We start from the raw sequence: 14,130 nt of genomic DNA, 5'->3' as shown, positions 1-14,130 counted from the left end.
CTCGCTCTCCGGCACATCAGCAGCCCAGTTGTCCTCCGTTTACCGGGCGGAAGATCCTTTGCCCCGCCAGCAGTTCCTCCAGCTTTTTGGCCAGCGCCTCCACAATGGCGTGGCAGGGATTCTCAACCCCCACGATCTCCAGCTTTTGCAGCTCGACGCAGTGGAGCGTTCCATAGAAGCCCAGCATGAAGTCCGTCAATTCAGCAATCATCCCATAGCCTTCCATGTTGCTCACATCCGTCTGACCTTCTTTTGCGGTCATCAGCCCAATGATCCCCACCGCCACGGTGAAAGCGCCGCAGCAGGAGTGCTCGGTCTGCATCCCAAGGCCCATGACGGAGAACATTTTCCGGGTCTCCTCGGACAAATTCAGATGGTAATATTCATTGCAGGCCATGAACATCGCCTCGGCACAGGTCAGTTCCGTGCCGATATGGTAGTGGTTGACCAGTTCATAGAGTTTCATTGTTGCCATACCATACTCCAATCGCAAAGCATTTCATTCTGTGTCACTCTGCGCAGCTCGTCCCGCACCTCCATCAGCGCAAAGCCCAGCAGGTTTTGTCCACGCCACTTCATGGGGTCCTGGGCCTCCGGCGAACTGGCCGCGAGGCGGATGCCCCAGATGGCATCGTAGGGGCTGGCCTCCACCAGCACGCTGTCCCCGGTGGAAAGGAGAAACTCCCGCAGTTCGCGGTTCTGGCTAAATTTGTGCCAGTTGCCAAGCAGCACAATGGCGTACTTGAACTTGTCCCATACCTTCTGGTCAAAGCCCCGCACCTTGCGGCCAAGAGACTTGATCTGCTTTTGGTCGCTGCATTTCAAAATCTGGTCCCGGATCTCTTTGTCGCCGAACAGCTCGGCCTTAGCAGCCATCATATACTGCTCCATGCAGAGGTAGGAGTCAGCCGTCGTATAGAAGTCCTCCATCCACCACTGGCTGAGGCAACTTTTTGTGATGCTGCCGTCAGGGGCAGGGGAGTGCCCCCAGAACAGGCAGAATTCCCGCTGCCGCTTGGCAGCAAACTCCTGCTGGAGCCACTGGCGGGTGTACTTGGGCCGGCCCTCCGGCTGCCATGCCTCCACTAAGAAGTCACCGTGTACCAGCATCTCGTCGCTGTCCTCGCCGTCCCACCAGCCCTTCCAGGTCACCGGCTCGGGAAAGAGGGTGCGGTATTCCGTCCGCTCCTCCGGGGAGAGGGTGTCCAGCCATGTGCCAAACCGGTCTATGTAATCCTCCCCATAGCCCATGCGCCAGCCAATGGAGTATCGCTCAATCTCCCGGTGAGCCAGCCAAGGGGGAGGCATGATGTTCTTGTCTTGCAGTGCCATAGGGCTTGTCCTTTCCTGTCAGATATCGCTTAGTTCTTCTTTTACATCCAGCGGAGCGCCGTCCAGGGATGTGATCTGTGTCAGCTCTGATTCCGTCAGATTTTTCAGAAAAATGCAGTATTCGTCCGGGTGGCCTCCCACAAACTCCATTTTGGGCATCCCGATCTGTTGAGGATCGGTGATCCACAGGCAAGGCTCTCCCGTCGCCCAAAACCGCGTCAGGGTAAGACGCTGACCACGATAAAGGACATTCTGATCCATCCTCATCCCTCCTGTAGTTTCTTCAGCAGCTTCACGATCCGCTCCCGGTTCTTTGCGGTTTTCATGAAGGTGGGAAGATGGTCGGCCTGAGTCTTTTTCTGGCTACCCGATGGCTTTTCCCGCAGGTCGGCGCTGAGATAGTCGATCAGATAGGCAAGGTGTTCCCGGTTTAGGGCCCAGACTGGTTTACCCTGGAATGAGGTCAAAAACCACAGTTCCAGGCCGAACCAGGGGTCCTTGCCGCCCTGAATCTCCGCGCCATAGGAGAAAGCCTCCGCCGTTTTGTGTACCGCGCCCGGCATGGTTGCCCCGCAATAGGGACAGGCCACATGGAGGACGGGAAACCGCTGCTTTGCCTCGTCTTCAATATCCACCCGATAGTACCTGCCGCAGTTTTTGCACTGGTTATGGACATCATAGCGGTAGATCGTCCGGTCGCGTGTCTCCTGATGGCCGCAGCTTAGGCAGCGGAAATAAGCGTTGTCATCGTCCGCTGTCACCACACCCGTGCCATGGCATTTGGGGCATTTTACCTGGATGCCAGTGGTGAAGGCGCTGTAGGCAATGTGGGTGAAATAGGGTTCATCAACAATTCGACTCATGCGCCCACACACTCCTTTCAGGTAGTTACTCTCACAGCCGAAATCGAAATGGTTTCAAATCTTTTGTTTTGATTGTCAGATCCGAAACGCTCTCTTGCAGGACATTTACCTGTTCCAAATACTCCGCAGGTGCGTGGATCTGCTCCAGATAGCCTGCATAGCGGATAATCTGATCCAGCGCCCGTTTCCTGTATTTTGCGATTTCCCCCAAATGGGAATAACTGCGGCCTGACACATAGCTTGGAACATCGATAGACCGAATCGTTTCTATATCAAGCGTCCCATGCTCCTCTTTCTCAGATTTAATGGTGGCCAGCATATCTTCCGCAGAAAAACGGATGCCGCGTTCGCAGAGAAACCGCAGTTCATCAAACAGGTGGTTCGCCACAAAATGTTCAGCCAAGGGCTCAAAAATTACATCATCCTGATACCAGCCTCCGTGGGCGCAGGAGATCAGTTCACGGTAACGCTTATCTGTGATCCATTGGCGCAGTATCTCTTTGCTCCCGCGCATCCATGCGTCCAGCCGGGCTTTTGTTTCCTCGGGGCTATCGTAGGCTGTTCCATAGCAGGGCAGGCCATTGGCTTTCAGCCACTTGGTCACTGCCTTGCTGAATTTTGTGTAACTCATGTGATGCCCCTTTCAAAAATCTCGCACATGATCAAAGTGTTCAATTAGGGCATCTTTCTGGAGCATATCGCCCGGCAGGGCGTCCAGGATACCCCGCAGAGCCATGTAAATTTCATCCCGCTCCTCGGTTTCGATAAAGCCCATCTTGTTGAAGGTCTGGGTGTAGGCTGTCACCGCATCCATCGCCTGGGCCTGGGCGTCTTCACCCGGTTCAGCGGCCAGCTTCATCAGCTGGGAACGGGTCTTGCGGTATTGATTGGCTGCCTTTTTCGCAGCGGCGGCAGGGATATGCTCCGCACCGTCCCAGCCCCGGAAGGGATTGTCCAGGTTTTGCGCCAGCCACTCCGGTTTCCGGGCCTTAGTGATCCGCAGATCCATTCCCGGCTTGCTTTTCCAGAGCTGCTTTGCCGCTTTTGCCGCCGTCTCCGGCAGGCTGGTCATCCAGAACCAGCGAAGCTCCGGCACCTGCTCCGGGGTGGGGATGTCAGCTGCGCCGAAGCCGAACAGGTCGAAGGTGGAGAGGTTCGTCAGTTCCCGGAACCCTCCCACGGCGGAGAAGTTCCCCAGATTTCCCGGCGCGCCCCAGAGCCGCAGTTCCTTCAGGTGGGGATGGACAGCAGCCAGCCCGGTCAGATCAAAGTCCTTCAGCTCGATGCCATGCAGCCCCCGTAGGTTCGGCAGTTCCGTGTGCGGGCAGTATTCCCCGATAAATTGGAGGGTCAAGCCGCTGCCATTTTCGGGGGCATGGATGGTACAGGCGTCCAGCCCCTTGTTCTGGAACAGGAGCTGCTCCGTTCCCTCACACAGCCATAGCTCCTCCAGCCCGGTCATGTCCAGCATCAGCTTTCTGATGCTGGTGCCCCGCAGATCAAGTGTCCTCTGACCGTGGTTCAGCAAAGTCACTTCATCAACAAAGGGGTTTTCCCGCAAAAACTCCAGCAGATCCGGGTGCCACCGCTCGCAGATAAGGGTGGAGAGGCAAGGCAGCGCCTTTAGTTCCAGCGCCGAATCGAATGGTTCGTACTGGTCCGTCACCCGATGGCTGCTGACCTTCACCGGGATACCGCCGATCTCCGTTTTCTCTTCGCTCTCCATGGCCTCCTTGAAAGCCCGCCGCCGTTCCTCCGGAATGGCCTGCCACCGGATCTGGAGATACATATCATAGCCGTCACTCCAGCCGCCATAGGAGCGGCAGGGCTGGTCGGTGAAGGGCGGCAGTGTGCCCACTAGCGTGTACTGGGGCGGGACCTCCAACGGCACCCGCAGCAGGTGGAGGTCGCGGGACCAGTACATGAAGTCCTTGTAGAGCGGGCGGAGATGGGGCAGTTCCTCCGCAGTCAGAGGGGCGTCGCCCACCCAATCCAGAGAGAGGACCACCGCCCAAGATTCTTCGCTCACCGTGTCCGGCGGCGCAATATAGGCCACCTGGCAGGCGGTGTAGCGTTTAAGATATTGGTTATAGACTGTATAGACCTCTCCGGCGTTGGCTTTCATGGCGCCACGCTCCCCTCATCCGTTCTTTTCCAGATAGAATCCCCATACGCAGTTGGAGAACTCTCCGGCGGCAAAGCGGTGGATCTGCCCGTCAATCTCCACCTGCCAGACCTCGAAGGTATGGTCTTGGTGATAGATCGGGTCTTTGACTTTTACTCGCTTGCCGGTGGTTTGCCAGTCGTAGTCAAAGATGTTCACACCAAACAATTTGCATTGACCGTCTGGGCCAAAGGTTTCATATTCCCATGCCATGTGATGCCTCACAATCCCGTGCGCTGCCAGCCGTCCAGCCGCTCCTGAACCCCGTCGATCATCCAGTTATCGCCCACACGCTTCATGAGGAAACGGCGGTCAAAGCCGGTGTTTTTCTCCCTGGTGTAGATGTAGAGTTTGTTCTTGGTGATCTGCTCCGCGTCAAGGAATTCTTCCCCGTTGTAGGTGCCCTGGGCACTGTATGAGAGGCCCAGAGGACGGTAGCCCGGACGGGGCTTTTCGCTCACATACTTTTCCCAGATCGCCAGCAGGCGGGGCACAGCCTGGGCATCCTCAAACCCGGCCTGCTCCATGTACTGCTCCCACTGCGTCATCTCGGCAAAGAAAGCGGACAGAACCCTGCGGCATTCCGCCGCCGCCTGCTCATCCAGCTGGACGGGCTTTTTGGCCTTTTCCCGCTGGAGTTGGGAGAAGCGTTCCATCTGCTCCTTGGTGAATTGCACATGGGCCACCGGCTCGATGCGGTTGTTGCCGGCGATGGCCAGCAGGCCCTCGTATGTCACAGCGGTATGGTCGATCTGGATGTGGGAGAGCTTGGGGATGGAGGCCGCCTGGAGCAGACCGGCATCATCCAGCCCGGTCCGGTTAAGAGTCAAAAGGTCCAGCTTGCAGCCTTGCAAGGCGGACAGGCCGCTGCCGTGGATGGCGGCATTGCCGTCCAGCAGCAGATAACGCAGCTTGGGCATAGCGGAAAAAACGGGAAAACAGGCGTCGGTGAGCGCACCGTCCTCCACGCCGAAATTGGCCATGCTTTTATGTCCGGCAAAGGGGGCAAGCAGTTCATCCGTCACCGGATAGCCTTTCACATGAAAGCCCACCAGGGTGTAAGCGGCCAGCTGCTCCATGATCTCTGCGGTCAGCTCCGGGATTTCAAATTGCTTTTCTCCGTCTAAGGTCAGGACACCGCTCTCCCAGTTCACTGTCCGCGCCCGTTTTGGCCATTCCATCGCTGTTTCCCTCCTTACGACTGCTCCTTGTAACTGGCTTCAATGTCGATGAAGCGTACATACACGGCGCAGATTTCGCCCTTTGCGTCATAGCCGAAGTAGACGGGATAGTAACCGTCGCCCCAGCCGGAGGCAAAGATGGGCAGATTGCAGTCTGTGTCCGGCACCGTCCAGTTGAGCCAGTCGCCGCAGTCTCCCTGATATTTGGGGTTGGCTTTGGCGTTTTCCTCCAGAAGATCGCAGAACAGGTCGTTGTAGGGGTCGATGTCCGGGTCTTCCTCCAGCCGCTTGGCCCAGTATACCTTAAAAGCCGCCTGGGTCTGGATGTCCGCAACACAGCCCATTCCAGCGTCTACGCCAAAGCCAAAATACTCGTCCTCGCCCACTTCCTCGTCCAGATCCTCTTTGCCGGTCATGCCCAGCTCATAGCGGACAGGCTTTTCCCGGCTGACCTCCACCTTGACACAGGCGTAGCGGTCACCATATTTCTCACTGGGGACCACACAGATCTTTACGGGATAAGTCCCGGCGGGGATCGTCTGGATAAAGGGCGGCGTGTCCTCCAGCTCCACCAGAGGATCGCAGGCGAAGATTGTCCCGGTGGGAAAATGGACGGTGCCAATGTCCAGCACATTCACCCGCATATTCCCAATCACTTTCTCTGTGAAATGAGTGTCCAGGTCTGTTTTGCAGGCCAGTTTATCTTTGATAGATTCGTATTTGTTCAGCCATTCTGTTGTCGGCATACCCGTTTCCTCCTGTTGATTTGGTTTGAGCATAGGTCAGCTCTCTACAATGCGGACCGGTTTTCCTCCAATTTCAATTTCCAGCTTTACGCCGTAATCCTCCGCCCACGCAGGGCACTTGCTGAGCAGGGCCAGGATGTGCTCATCCGGCTCCCGGCCAAGGGTCACACGCAGAATCACGGGCCAGCCACTATATTCCTTTTGAAATTCCTCACTCTGGGTGTGGTTCAGATAGCCCTCCATCTTGTCCAGCAGGGCCTTCTGCGTTTCCGGGGAGCCATCAATAAAGCCATTACAGACCAAAACCATCACCACTTCTCCGGTTTTGGTTTCTGCCAGAATGTCGATCTTATCCAGTTCGCCAAACATATTTTCAATGGACATTGTCTTCACCAGTCCCTTTTTGACTCAATCTTCCTCTAAATGCTTGATGTACTCGCTCTTAGAGCCGTCCCAGTAGCAGTTCACACACCGGCCATTCAGGAAACGATGGGGACAATTTGGGTAGCCATAGAGAACATGAGCACATTCCGGGCACAGTCCCATCATCTGTGAGGAGCCTTTGAAAAACAGGCTGCCGCACTCATCACAGACGGCCAGTTCTTTTTCTGCCATGAGGTTCACCAATCTCTTTCCCGGATGGCCTCCTCGGTATCAATGGGAATGTTGAACCACGCCAGAATGTAGGCCACATTTTCCGCAATGCATTCCCGGGCCACAGTTTCGATCTCGCTGTCGTTCTCGTCAAACTCCTCCTGGAGATCATTGATGCCGCAGACCGCCTCGTCCAGCGTCTCCTGCACCACTTCGGCGTCGGTTTCGCCGCCCTCCAGCAGGTCGATGACTTTCTGGAGTTCGTGCTTTACCTTGTCTACCAGAAAAGCAGGATAGTAATTGTCCTGATACATCTCGTCCAGCAGCTTGTAATTGGGGTCAAATGCTTTCATAGAGATTGCTCCTTTCATTTTTCCTGTATTGCTTGCAGCCTTTCCAGCCACAGCAGTTCTTCAATCATCTCATCGTTTTGGTAAAAATGTTCCTTGTCACGGGCCAGATGATCGGCAAGTGGAGGTGCGTCCAGCGGGGTGCATACCGTAAAACTGTCCCAATCCGCCCCCTTAATCTCCCGGTTGAGGTAGTACACCCGCCTGGCATCGCGGGAATACCAGTGACTGAGCAATTCCCATGAGGGCAGATCCGCTTTGGGAAGCTGCTTCCCGTAGGCATAGATCCGTTTCTCATCCCTGGCAAAATAGGTATCGCCCAACGAGCGGAAAGTGGAAACTTCCGTGCCCTTGATGATCTTCACATTGCCGTCCCCATTATGGAAGTAGACCTGATGACCGTCTTTTGCATATCCCTGGGGCGCGCCTGAATCGTTCTGGCCATTGTCCAACACCTGGAAGGCTGCCAGCTCTACATCTGGGATTCTCCCGCTGGTAGTGTAGACGGCTGTTTTATCCATTGCGTAGGCATAGTTTAACACCCGAAACGATGCCGGGTCTGCTCCGCGCAGACGAATCCCACCGAGAAAGCAGGCCGTAGAGGATTTGCCCCAGTAACGCCAACAGCAGAAGTCTTTGGGCGAAACACCCTTCAACAAGCCGTTTTCGTATAGACCGGAGAAATAAACGGCTCCATCCCGAAGGAAAAATTCGTTGTCCACCGGCTCTATGTTTGTGATCGGCTGCAGCAGTTCTTCGTGATCATCTGTTATGCTCAGCTCGATTTCGTCGTCGCTATAAACTAAGTAGAGCCCATGAGGGGCCTTTCTATCGAAATGCAGTTCAATGTCATGATATTTGAGGATCAAAGGCTTCCCGTCACTTCTCATGGTGGAAACAGCATCGGGATTCCCGAAGATTTCTATGACCTCATCCTGCGATATTCCGAATTTCAGCGGTGAAATGTCCCGCGGATTCTGCAATATTTGATTGCGCCAAATAGTAAAGTCATGTTTCATAGTTTTCCGTCCAGTGCCTCAACTGTTTTCATGGCAGCGGAATCAAATTTGCACTGCCGCAGATCCCGCTCAATCAGGGCAAACACATCCGGAAAGCACTCAATCTCATCCTGGTACTCATATTTCGCATACAGTTTCCCGTACTCGGAGATCCAAACCTCCGCCGGGTAGTAGTAGCCGATATGACCGATAGGCTGGCATTTTTCACCGGCAGCCTGTTCTATCTCTGCCAGTTCACAGCCGGACATATCCCGAAAATAGGCTTCTTCCAAATGGTTTTTGATCCCGTTGACCAGGTAAGGGAACAAAGCGAATTGGAAGTCAGCCGCCCAGTTCAGTTTTTTCTGCTCCAGATACCACTCACAGCACAGGCCGAAATACTTGCGGTAAAACCGCTGGGTGGACTTCATCATCGGGGCACCATGCTCGGCGTAATACTTTTCCGCAATGGAGATGTCCACTTTTCGCCCTTCCTGCCATCCGGCGTACTCCATCAGCTGCTTGACCTTGCTTTTAAGATCGCCGGAAATGGGGATGCGTTCTTTGATCATGGTGGTTACCTCCATTACCAGATTTCAGACATTTACAACTCTGCCACAAACTCATAGGAAACTGCAATGATGTTGTAAACATCATCGTATGTAAACAGCCGGTAGTGCCGATAGATGCCTTTGTCAAAGTCCTCCCGCACTGGCAGAGACTTCAGCCAGGTGCTGTCCTCAATTAAATCGAAGGAACTGCCATCCAGATACTCCGTCCCAGCCATATTTTCATAGGTGTCCAATTCACAGGTAAAATAGGCCAGCACCTGCCGGAAGGTGAGTGTATAAGGTGAGTGTATAGGGAAACCAGTCTTTTTCGTCCCTGCACTGGGAGATTAGATGGCCATTGATGTCCCCCGTAAAGGTCAGATTGTTCAGAGCATCCTGTTTCACCTGATCCAGATAGATGCAGTCCCGTCCCTTCAAAACACCTAAGCAGGTATTAACAGCAGTCGCTTTTTCCATAGGCAATTCTCTTTCATCAGCTTTCATGGGTAATACAGAAAATCTCCTGGTTTAAGTCAAAGTAGATTACCATCAACTCGTCGGTGATCTCCGGGTTGAAGGACAGATCCATAATGAAAACTTGTTGATCCATCTCGTCATCCACCAGACTGCCGAACCGCTTGAGCTTCAAAAAGTCCACCATCTCGGCAAAGGACAGCTTGGATGGGTCGGTTCCCGGAAAAAGTTCCGCCGCAATATCCGAGCCTACATCGTCCCGGTGGAACTCCATGAAAAATGTCACAACGCTATGGTAGCGGCTGTCCTCGTCCGCCAGCGCCGCTTTGATGGCGGCTTTGGCCTTCTCCGCCAATTTCTCCGCCTCATCCAGCATTTCTCCCACCGCATCCATGGCAGCAGGATCGCCGGTCAGTTCTTCCTCTACATCGAAGATAAAGGGTAGTCCCGATTCCTCGGGAAAGTTGAAGATTTCCTTGCCGGGGGTATATGTAAAATCAATGCGTTTACAGTTCAGCTTCATCTCTGCGCCTCCTTATCCCTCAATGTTGGCAGTTTTGAGGCCCTTTTTCAAGGAACCGTAGACCGTCACAGCATGATCGGTGAACATCTCATCGCAGTCAAACCAGGCGGTGAAGCTGCCGCCGGAGGTGACGGATAGGCTCGTTATGCTGATCCGCCGGGCAAGTTCTTCCTCTGTGATGGGGTCGGTTTCTGGATTGCGGGGGTCTTTCTCATCCTGGGAGAGCCAGTTGTTGGCCAGCTCGGTCAGGTTCTTGGCTACAAGCTCCCGCATGGCTTTGTCCCAGGTTTCACAGTCGGCCAGCAGCTTCTTGGCGGCACTGCGGGCGCGGGTCCAGGAGGGCTTACTCTCGGCATTGACTTCCAGAGAAAGGCTCACATCCTTTCCGCACCACTGGATTTCGCCCTCGAAGGTATCATAGTCCTTGTCCAGTGTCAGTTCTCCCAGCACCTGGTCCTGGATCACCACTGGCTTGTGGTACTCGTCCAGAACGGCCTGGAGTTCCGGGCAGTCCTCATGGGCCTTGACCACCTGGGAGATACACCAGGGGCGCACCACCAGATCCTTTGCCAATTCTTCTTTTATCTGGCGGATCTTCAGGCGGCAGATCTGCTCCTTGCCAAAGCGTCCCCAGCCCTTGTCGCTATTGCGTTCCTCCTCGGTGACCGGCCAATCCAGTCGTTCCTCTTTGGTGCTGACCTTGCCGGTGTTACAGAACACCATGCCCAGCGTCACAACGGTCATTTCCCAAAAGCTGCCTTTCCAGTTAAATCCGCCCCCAATGCAGCGATTGATCAGAGCGACCACTTCCTGCTCCTCGGGCTCGTACATCTCATAGAATTCTTCAAACATATGTGTAGCCTCCTTTACAGCAGTTCCAGCACCTCGGCAGCGGGCTTGGCAAACTCTGACGGGACTTGCTCCAATACATCCTGGTAGGCTTTTACCGCCTGCCAGGAGTAGTAATAGAAGCTGTAGAACAGGTCATCGGGGAAGACCTCGTCCTCCTCGTAGCGCATCTCATCTTCTTCCTCGTCGTATTCCTCCGACCACAGGTATTCTTCCTTCAGCAGATCGGAGAACAGCGGCAGCGCCTCGGCGTGCTCCATCTCATCTCCATCGTGGAAGCACTGGAGGATGCAGGAGAAGAAGTCAAGCAGCTCCCCGGCCAGAAAATGGGCTGCGGGGTTTTGCCCGCTCTCTGCGAGGGCCTTCTCCAGAATTCGGCACAGGAACACCATGCCGAAGGGGGTAGCATGCCACAGGGTACTCTGGTGTTCCATGTTGGTGGTAAGTTCATAGAGAGACTCTTTGACGGATGCCAAATCACGCATCTGCTCCAGCACTGTCAGGTATGCGGGAAAATCCGTCCCCCGGCCATAGGCGGTGGTGAGCCGGTGCCACGGGACATCAGCGACCTTGAGATGGGTGATGTAGATTCTGTTCTTCTCTGTCATGTTGCTGCCCTCCTTATCCCGCTGTATGGCTGAGGTACTCCTTCTCCAGCGCGGTGTACCACCGATTCAGCATGGTTTCCAGACTGCTTTTCCCGCCTCGATCTGTAAAAACAAGGAACTTTTGCATCAGTCTGGGGAATAGATATTTGCCCGCTGTTGTCAGATCCTGATTGAGATAGACCATCCGCAGGATACGGCCCTGCCGGTCCAGAGGATTCTTTTTCAGCAGTTCCTTTTCAAAGCAGAAGCGCAGAAACACCACATTCTCATCGTAAAAGTCCTCCACCACAGCCGCGCCAATGCTGGTGTATGTGATGTCGTACACCAAACGGCTCCAGTCAAATTTCTCAGCATAGAGCAGTTTCAGCGCCTTCGCCCAGTGTTCCTCCGGGATCACCAGCATCCTGTGCTGGGCGGTGCTGGAGTAGCCGCGGTAGACGGGTTCCGGCTGCCCCAGCAGCTCGCTCACACTGTCGGCGTAGACGAAGCACAGCTCCTCATCGAACAGGCCACCGATGAAGTTGCCGTTGCAGTACAGCATATAATTCTTGGACTTGGCCGGAGAATAAGAGAGGCTGTATTCCTGCGAGTCTAGGTTTTTATGTACCTTGTTCAGAAAGTCTATGGATGTCATGGCTTTACTCCTCAAACTCACCCTCGATCATCCCGTTCAGATACCGTCCGGGATCTGCGATGAAGTCATCCCATTTGGCCAGAGGGTGGAATTCCTCATGCTCGATGTCCAGATACCACAGCTTTTTGTCCCTGGGGCTCCACAGCAGCAGATAGTCGCTGTAGTTGTCCATCTGCACCATCAGGGAGAGCAGCTTCTTCCGTTTCCAGGTCATCTCCTGCACATCCATGAAGGAGTAGAGCTCTGCCCACTTCACCCATTCCTGATCCGGGAACTCCAGCCGTAGGGGGCCGGTCTTCAAGTATTCCACCAGCTTGGCAGGCAGCTTGTAGGGCATAAGCTGCCGGAGCTTCTCCTGCTCGTTGTGCCATTCCTCCGGTTCCAGGGCTTTCAGGTAGTCGGCCAGCTCCTGATTATTGTTCTGCACCGCCACGGTGTAAGGCCGGTCGCCGTATTTGTCAACAAGGGTGATGTCCGCCCCCTGTTCCACCAGCCAGCGCACCATGGGGAAATTGTTGGAGCGGGCGGCCTCGGTGACAGGGGTCGAGGCATACGGGAACACCATGTCCGGCTTGTGGTAATTGATATCCGCCCCTTTTTCCAACAGCAGTTTGGCAAGCTCGGCCTGTCCATCGGACACAGCCGCACGGAACGCCTCGCCGCCGAACTGGTTCACTGTGATCCCGGCTTGCTCCAGCACCTGGATATTCTCCGCTCGCTGCCCCCAGCGCACTTCCTGGAAGGCCCGCTCTTTCTGCTTCGGGCTGAGTTTTGCGGCCTGTCCAGCAAAGAGCGCCACCACCTCCGGCCCACAACAGCGGGCAGCGGTGAGCAGCAGGGGCTGTTCCTCTGCCAGACCGGGATCAGCTCCATGCTCCAGCAGGAAGTGGATCATGGGCACATCATTCCGAAAAACCGCAATCTCCAATGGCATCAGCTTGATGTATTCGCTGAGCTGGATGGGAACATCTAAATCCAGACCGCCTTGGAGCAGCGCCTCCAGCTTGGGAGTGTCATGGTCACAGATGGCGGCAGCCGTTTCCGGGAGGGTCTCCCAGCGGCCAATATATGCAATTTGGTACATAAGGCACCTGCTTTCTCGACTTGTACTCATTCATCCCCGAACCGCTCAGCAGCATCTTTGTAAACAGTAATACTTTCTTCCACTTTCACTTTTTCGCTGCGAATACGGAAGTATTCCCGCAGAATGCGCTTCAGTTCCGGGTTTTCCACCTTGCGGGGCAGCAGGCTGATGAACATTTCGTCGTAGCTTCCATATAGCACACCGCCCCGGTTGTAGGTCTGCCATGTCACCGTAGGTTTGCGGCCCTCTGGGTCCTTGGCCAGATCAAAGAGCCACTGCTCATCCAGATCCACATAGCGTTCAATCATAAACCTTGTGTCATAGGTTCCATAGCTATAATCCCCCCAGAAAATCAGAGCGATCATTCCATCCGGGCCCAGGCGTTCATAGGTCCAGTCTTCCGGATAACAGCGGTAATGGAGCATTCCCAGCGCATGGAACAAATAGGCTTTTTGCGGCGTATCCAGAAGGGGCGAATAGGTCTCATACACCTGCTCCTTGGGCTGGGTGATGATCGCCTTCATAAAGACCGGCATCAGCCAGCTGCCGCCGTAGCGTTCATTCAGCTCATCAGCCAATGCTTGCAGTCGCTCATCCGGGTTGCGGATCAGGGAGGCAGTCAGCACCACAGCGGGAATTTTCTCTTTTTCCTTGGGTGCGGCATCCCAAATGCGAAGCCCGTCCGTAATCCACCAGGAGGTACAATCATCATCAGAATAAACAGGCGTGCGTTTCAGCTGGGCGATCCGCTGGGTGTTTTCCGCCAGGAAGCGGTAGACCTCCAGCATTTTAGGCGAGGCTTTCCCCAACATCAAATGGAAACAGAAGTTCAGTTGTTCTATATCCAGCGGCTTTGTGTCCCCCTCGTCCAGCAGCTGGGAGAGAGTCTTCAGAATAACTGGGGCAATCTGCTCCGATACACAGTCGGAACAGGCATCCGACATGATATTGCTGCCCATCCATTTGCCCTTGACCAGCTTGGCCCACAATGGGGCAGCAGTGGCATACTCCAGCTGCGCCAAAGCCTTTTGAGCAGCCGTTTTGCATTTGCCCTTTTCTGTATTCACAAGCTGGAACAGCAGTTCGCCGTTTGCTTCATCCTTGCCCAGCTCCAAAATGGCCTGTTCTCGCTTTATGCCCTTGGGGGGCAGTTGTTCCAAAGTCATCATTCATTTTCTC

The 14,130-nt window shown here is 54.7% G+C and carries 22 protein-coding genes; all 22 read right to left on the bottom strand.

Going from position 1 to position 14,130, the window contains the following annotated elements; all coding sequences use genetic code 11:
• Positions 1-16: 16 nt before the first annotated feature.
• Genes H7U37_RS04395 through H7U37_RS04295 form a run of 22 tightly spaced genes read right to left on the bottom strand, consistent with a single transcriptional unit; the run spans position 17 to position 14,120 of the window.
• Positions 17-475, bottom strand: a complete 459-nt coding sequence (locus tag H7U37_RS04395) for a C-GCAxxG-C-C family protein (protein WP_243414232.1) — start codon at positions 473-475, stop codon at positions 17-19.
• The gene (locus H7U37_RS04390) at positions 463-1,332 is read right to left on the bottom strand and encodes an NADAR family protein (protein WP_204873924.1); all 870 of its coding nucleotides are present in this window, start codon (positions 1,330-1,332) and stop codon (positions 463-465) included. Before H7U37_RS04390 ends, H7U37_RS04395 begins: the two co-directional genes overlap by 13 nt.
• A gap of 18 nt (positions 1,333-1,350) precedes the next feature.
• Positions 1,351-1,593, bottom strand: coding sequence for a hypothetical protein (locus H7U37_RS04385; RefSeq protein WP_199648707.1), 243 nt, complete (start codon positions 1,591-1,593; stop codon positions 1,351-1,353).
• Positions 1,594-1,595: 2 nt separating this feature from the next.
• Positions 1,596-2,195 (bottom strand): hypothetical protein, encoded by a 600-nt coding sequence (locus H7U37_RS04380; protein WP_204873923.1) that lies wholly within the window; start codon positions 2,193-2,195, stop codon positions 1,596-1,598.
• Between the two features lie 31 nt (positions 2,196-2,226).
• Positions 2,227-2,826 (bottom strand): hypothetical protein, encoded by a 600-nt coding sequence (locus tag H7U37_RS04375; RefSeq protein ID WP_087260284.1) that lies wholly within the window; start codon positions 2,824-2,826, stop codon positions 2,227-2,229.
• A 12-nt stretch (positions 2,827-2,838) separates the two neighbouring features.
• Positions 2,839-4,320, bottom strand: a complete 1,482-nt coding sequence (locus H7U37_RS04370) for a hypothetical protein (protein WP_204873922.1) — start codon at positions 4,318-4,320, stop codon at positions 2,839-2,841.
• 15 nt (positions 4,321-4,335) lie between these two features.
• The gene (locus H7U37_RS04365) at positions 4,336-4,572 is read right to left on the bottom strand and encodes a hypothetical protein (RefSeq protein WP_006874676.1); all 237 of its coding nucleotides are present in this window, start codon (positions 4,570-4,572) and stop codon (positions 4,336-4,338) included.
• An 8-nt stretch (positions 4,573-4,580) separates the two neighbouring features.
• On the bottom strand, positions 4,581-5,540 hold the full coding sequence (locus H7U37_RS04360) for an NTF2 fold immunity protein (RefSeq protein ID WP_204873921.1): 960 nt from the start codon (positions 5,538-5,540) through the stop codon (positions 4,581-4,583).
• 14 nt (positions 5,541-5,554) lie between these two features.
• Positions 5,555-6,286, bottom strand: coding sequence for a DUF4241 domain-containing protein (locus H7U37_RS04355; protein ID WP_204873920.1), 732 nt, complete (start codon positions 6,284-6,286; stop codon positions 5,555-5,557).
• 36 nt (positions 6,287-6,322) lie between these two features.
• Positions 6,323-6,670, bottom strand: coding sequence for a DUF6572 domain-containing protein (locus H7U37_RS04350; RefSeq protein WP_204873919.1), 348 nt, complete (start codon positions 6,668-6,670; stop codon positions 6,323-6,325).
• A 24-nt stretch (positions 6,671-6,694) separates the two neighbouring features.
• On the bottom strand, positions 6,695-6,901 hold the full coding sequence (locus tag H7U37_RS04345) for a hypothetical protein (protein WP_054330790.1): 207 nt from the start codon (positions 6,899-6,901) through the stop codon (positions 6,695-6,697).
• 5 nt (positions 6,902-6,906) lie between these two features.
• Entirely contained in the window at positions 6,907-7,233 is a 327-nt protein-coding gene (locus H7U37_RS04340) for a DUF5713 family protein (protein WP_204873918.1), read from the bottom strand.
• 14 nt (positions 7,234-7,247) lie between these two features.
• Entirely contained in the window at positions 7,248-8,249 is a 1,002-nt protein-coding gene (locus H7U37_RS04335; RefSeq protein ID WP_204873917.1) for a DKNYY domain-containing protein, read from the bottom strand.
• Entirely contained in the window at positions 8,246-8,800 is a 555-nt protein-coding gene (locus H7U37_RS04330; RefSeq protein ID WP_204873915.1) for an SUKH-3 domain-containing protein, read from the bottom strand. The genes H7U37_RS04335 and H7U37_RS04330 overlap by 4 nt, the downstream gene beginning before the upstream one ends.
• Before the next feature lie 32 nt (positions 8,801-8,832).
• Positions 8,833-9,033 carry a hypothetical protein gene (locus tag H7U37_RS15630; RefSeq protein WP_243414230.1) on the bottom strand — a complete coding sequence of 67 codons (201 nt, stop codon included), beginning with the start codon at positions 9,031-9,033 and terminating at the stop codon, positions 8,833-8,835.
• Between the two features lies 1 nt (position 9,034).
• The gene (locus H7U37_RS15625; protein ID WP_243414229.1) at positions 9,035-9,283 is read right to left on the bottom strand and encodes a hypothetical protein; all 249 of its coding nucleotides are present in this window, start codon (positions 9,281-9,283) and stop codon (positions 9,035-9,037) included.
• Positions 9,273-9,776, bottom strand: coding sequence for a DUF2004 domain-containing protein (locus H7U37_RS04320; RefSeq protein WP_204873913.1), 504 nt, complete (start codon positions 9,774-9,776; stop codon positions 9,273-9,275). Before H7U37_RS04320 ends, H7U37_RS15625 begins: the two co-directional genes overlap by 11 nt.
• A 12-nt stretch (positions 9,777-9,788) precedes the next feature.
• Positions 9,789-10,628: a DUF2262 domain-containing protein gene (locus H7U37_RS04315; RefSeq protein WP_204873911.1), complete on the bottom strand. Its 840-nt coding sequence runs from the start codon at positions 10,626-10,628 to the stop codon at positions 9,789-9,791.
• Between the two features lie 14 nt (positions 10,629-10,642).
• Positions 10,643-11,233 carry a hypothetical protein gene (locus tag H7U37_RS04310; protein ID WP_204873909.1) on the bottom strand — a complete coding sequence of 197 codons (591 nt, stop codon included), beginning with the start codon at positions 11,231-11,233 and terminating at the stop codon, positions 10,643-10,645.
• Between the two features lie 13 nt (positions 11,234-11,246).
• The gene (locus H7U37_RS04305) at positions 11,247-11,867 is read right to left on the bottom strand and encodes a hypothetical protein (RefSeq protein WP_204873907.1); all 621 of its coding nucleotides are present in this window, start codon (positions 11,865-11,867) and stop codon (positions 11,247-11,249) included.
• A gap of 4 nt (positions 11,868-11,871) precedes the next feature.
• On the bottom strand, positions 11,872-12,951 hold the full coding sequence (locus H7U37_RS04300; RefSeq protein WP_204873905.1) for an ankyrin repeat domain-containing protein: 1,080 nt from the start codon (positions 12,949-12,951) through the stop codon (positions 11,872-11,874).
• A 26-nt stretch (positions 12,952-12,977) separates the two neighbouring features.
• Positions 12,978-14,120 carry a hypothetical protein gene (locus H7U37_RS04295; protein WP_204873904.1) on the bottom strand — a complete coding sequence of 381 codons (1,143 nt, stop codon included), beginning with the start codon at positions 14,118-14,120 and terminating at the stop codon, positions 12,978-12,980.
• Positions 14,121-14,130 lie beyond the last annotated feature (10 nt).

Origin of the sequence: Pseudoflavonifractor phocaeensis, from assembly GCF_016901735.1 — a bacterium.
Taxonomy (GTDB): domain Bacteria; phylum Bacillota; class Clostridia; order Oscillospirales; family Oscillospiraceae; genus Pseudoflavonifractor_A.
This window is presented reverse-complemented; position numbering and strand designations above follow the sequence as displayed.

Excerpts from the sequence above, each read along its gene's own strand:
- H7U37_RS04360 (WP_204873921.1), bottom strand. The coding sequence starts at position 5,540 with ATGGAATGGCCAAAACGGGCGCGGACAGTGAACTGGGAGAGCGGTGTC.
- H7U37_RS04295 (WP_204873904.1), bottom strand. The coding sequence starts at position 14,120 with ATGATGACTTTGGAACAACTGCCCCCCAAGGGCATAAAGCGAGAACAG.
- H7U37_RS04350 (WP_204873919.1), bottom strand. The coding sequence starts at position 6,670 with ATGTCCATTGAAAATATGTTTGGCGAACTGGATAAGATCGACATTCTG.
- H7U37_RS04320 (WP_204873913.1), bottom strand. The coding sequence starts at position 9,776 with ATGAAGCTGAACTGTAAACGCATTGATTTTACATATACCCCCGGCAAG.
- H7U37_RS04365 (WP_006874676.1), bottom strand. The coding sequence starts at position 4,572 with ATGGCATGGGAATATGAAACCTTTGGCCCAGACGGTCAATGCAAATTG.
- H7U37_RS04335 (WP_204873917.1), bottom strand. The coding sequence starts at position 8,249 with ATGAAACATGACTTTACTATTTGGCGCAATCAAATATTGCAGAATCCG.
- H7U37_RS04370 (WP_204873922.1), bottom strand. The coding sequence starts at position 4,320 with ATGAAAGCCAACGCCGGAGAGGTCTATACAGTCTATAACCAATATCTT.
- H7U37_RS04385 (WP_199648707.1), bottom strand. The coding sequence starts at position 1,593 with ATGGATCAGAATGTCCTTTATCGTGGTCAGCGTCTTACCCTGACGCGG.
- H7U37_RS04330 (WP_204873915.1), bottom strand. The coding sequence starts at position 8,800 with ATGATCAAAGAACGCATCCCCATTTCCGGCGATCTTAAAAGCAAGGTC.
- H7U37_RS04310 (WP_204873909.1), bottom strand. The coding sequence starts at position 11,233 with ATGACAGAGAAGAACAGAATCTACATCACCCATCTCAAGGTCGCTGAT.
- H7U37_RS15625 (WP_243414229.1), bottom strand. The coding sequence starts at position 9,283 with ATGAAAGCTGATGAAAGAGAATTGCCTATGGAAAAAGCGACTGCTGTT.
- H7U37_RS04305 (WP_204873907.1), bottom strand. The coding sequence starts at position 11,867 with ATGACATCCATAGACTTTCTGAACAAGGTACATAAAAACCTAGACTCG.
- H7U37_RS04375 (WP_087260284.1), bottom strand. The coding sequence starts at position 2,826 with ATGAGTTACACAAAATTCAGCAAGGCAGTGACCAAGTGGCTGAAAGCC.
- H7U37_RS04390 (WP_204873924.1), bottom strand. The coding sequence starts at position 1,332 with ATGGCACTGCAAGACAAGAACATCATGCCTCCCCCTTGGCTGGCTCAC.
- H7U37_RS04345 (WP_054330790.1), bottom strand. The coding sequence starts at position 6,901 with ATGGCAGAAAAAGAACTGGCCGTCTGTGATGAGTGCGGCAGCCTGTTT.
- H7U37_RS04395 (WP_243414232.1), bottom strand. The coding sequence starts at position 475 with ATGGCAACAATGAAACTCTATGAACTGGTCAACCACTACCATATCGGC.
- H7U37_RS04355 (WP_204873920.1), bottom strand. The coding sequence starts at position 6,286 with ATGCCGACAACAGAATGGCTGAACAAATACGAATCTATCAAAGATAAA.
- H7U37_RS04315 (WP_204873911.1), bottom strand. The coding sequence starts at position 10,628 with ATGTTTGAAGAATTCTATGAGATGTACGAGCCCGAGGAGCAGGAAGTG.
- H7U37_RS04340 (WP_204873918.1), bottom strand. The coding sequence starts at position 7,233 with ATGAAAGCATTTGACCCCAATTACAAGCTGCTGGACGAGATGTATCAG.
- H7U37_RS04380 (WP_204873923.1), bottom strand. The coding sequence starts at position 2,195 with ATGAGTCGAATTGTTGATGAACCCTATTTCACCCACATTGCCTACAGC.
- H7U37_RS04300 (WP_204873905.1), bottom strand. The coding sequence starts at position 12,951 with ATGTACCAAATTGCATATATTGGCCGCTGGGAGACCCTCCCGGAAACG.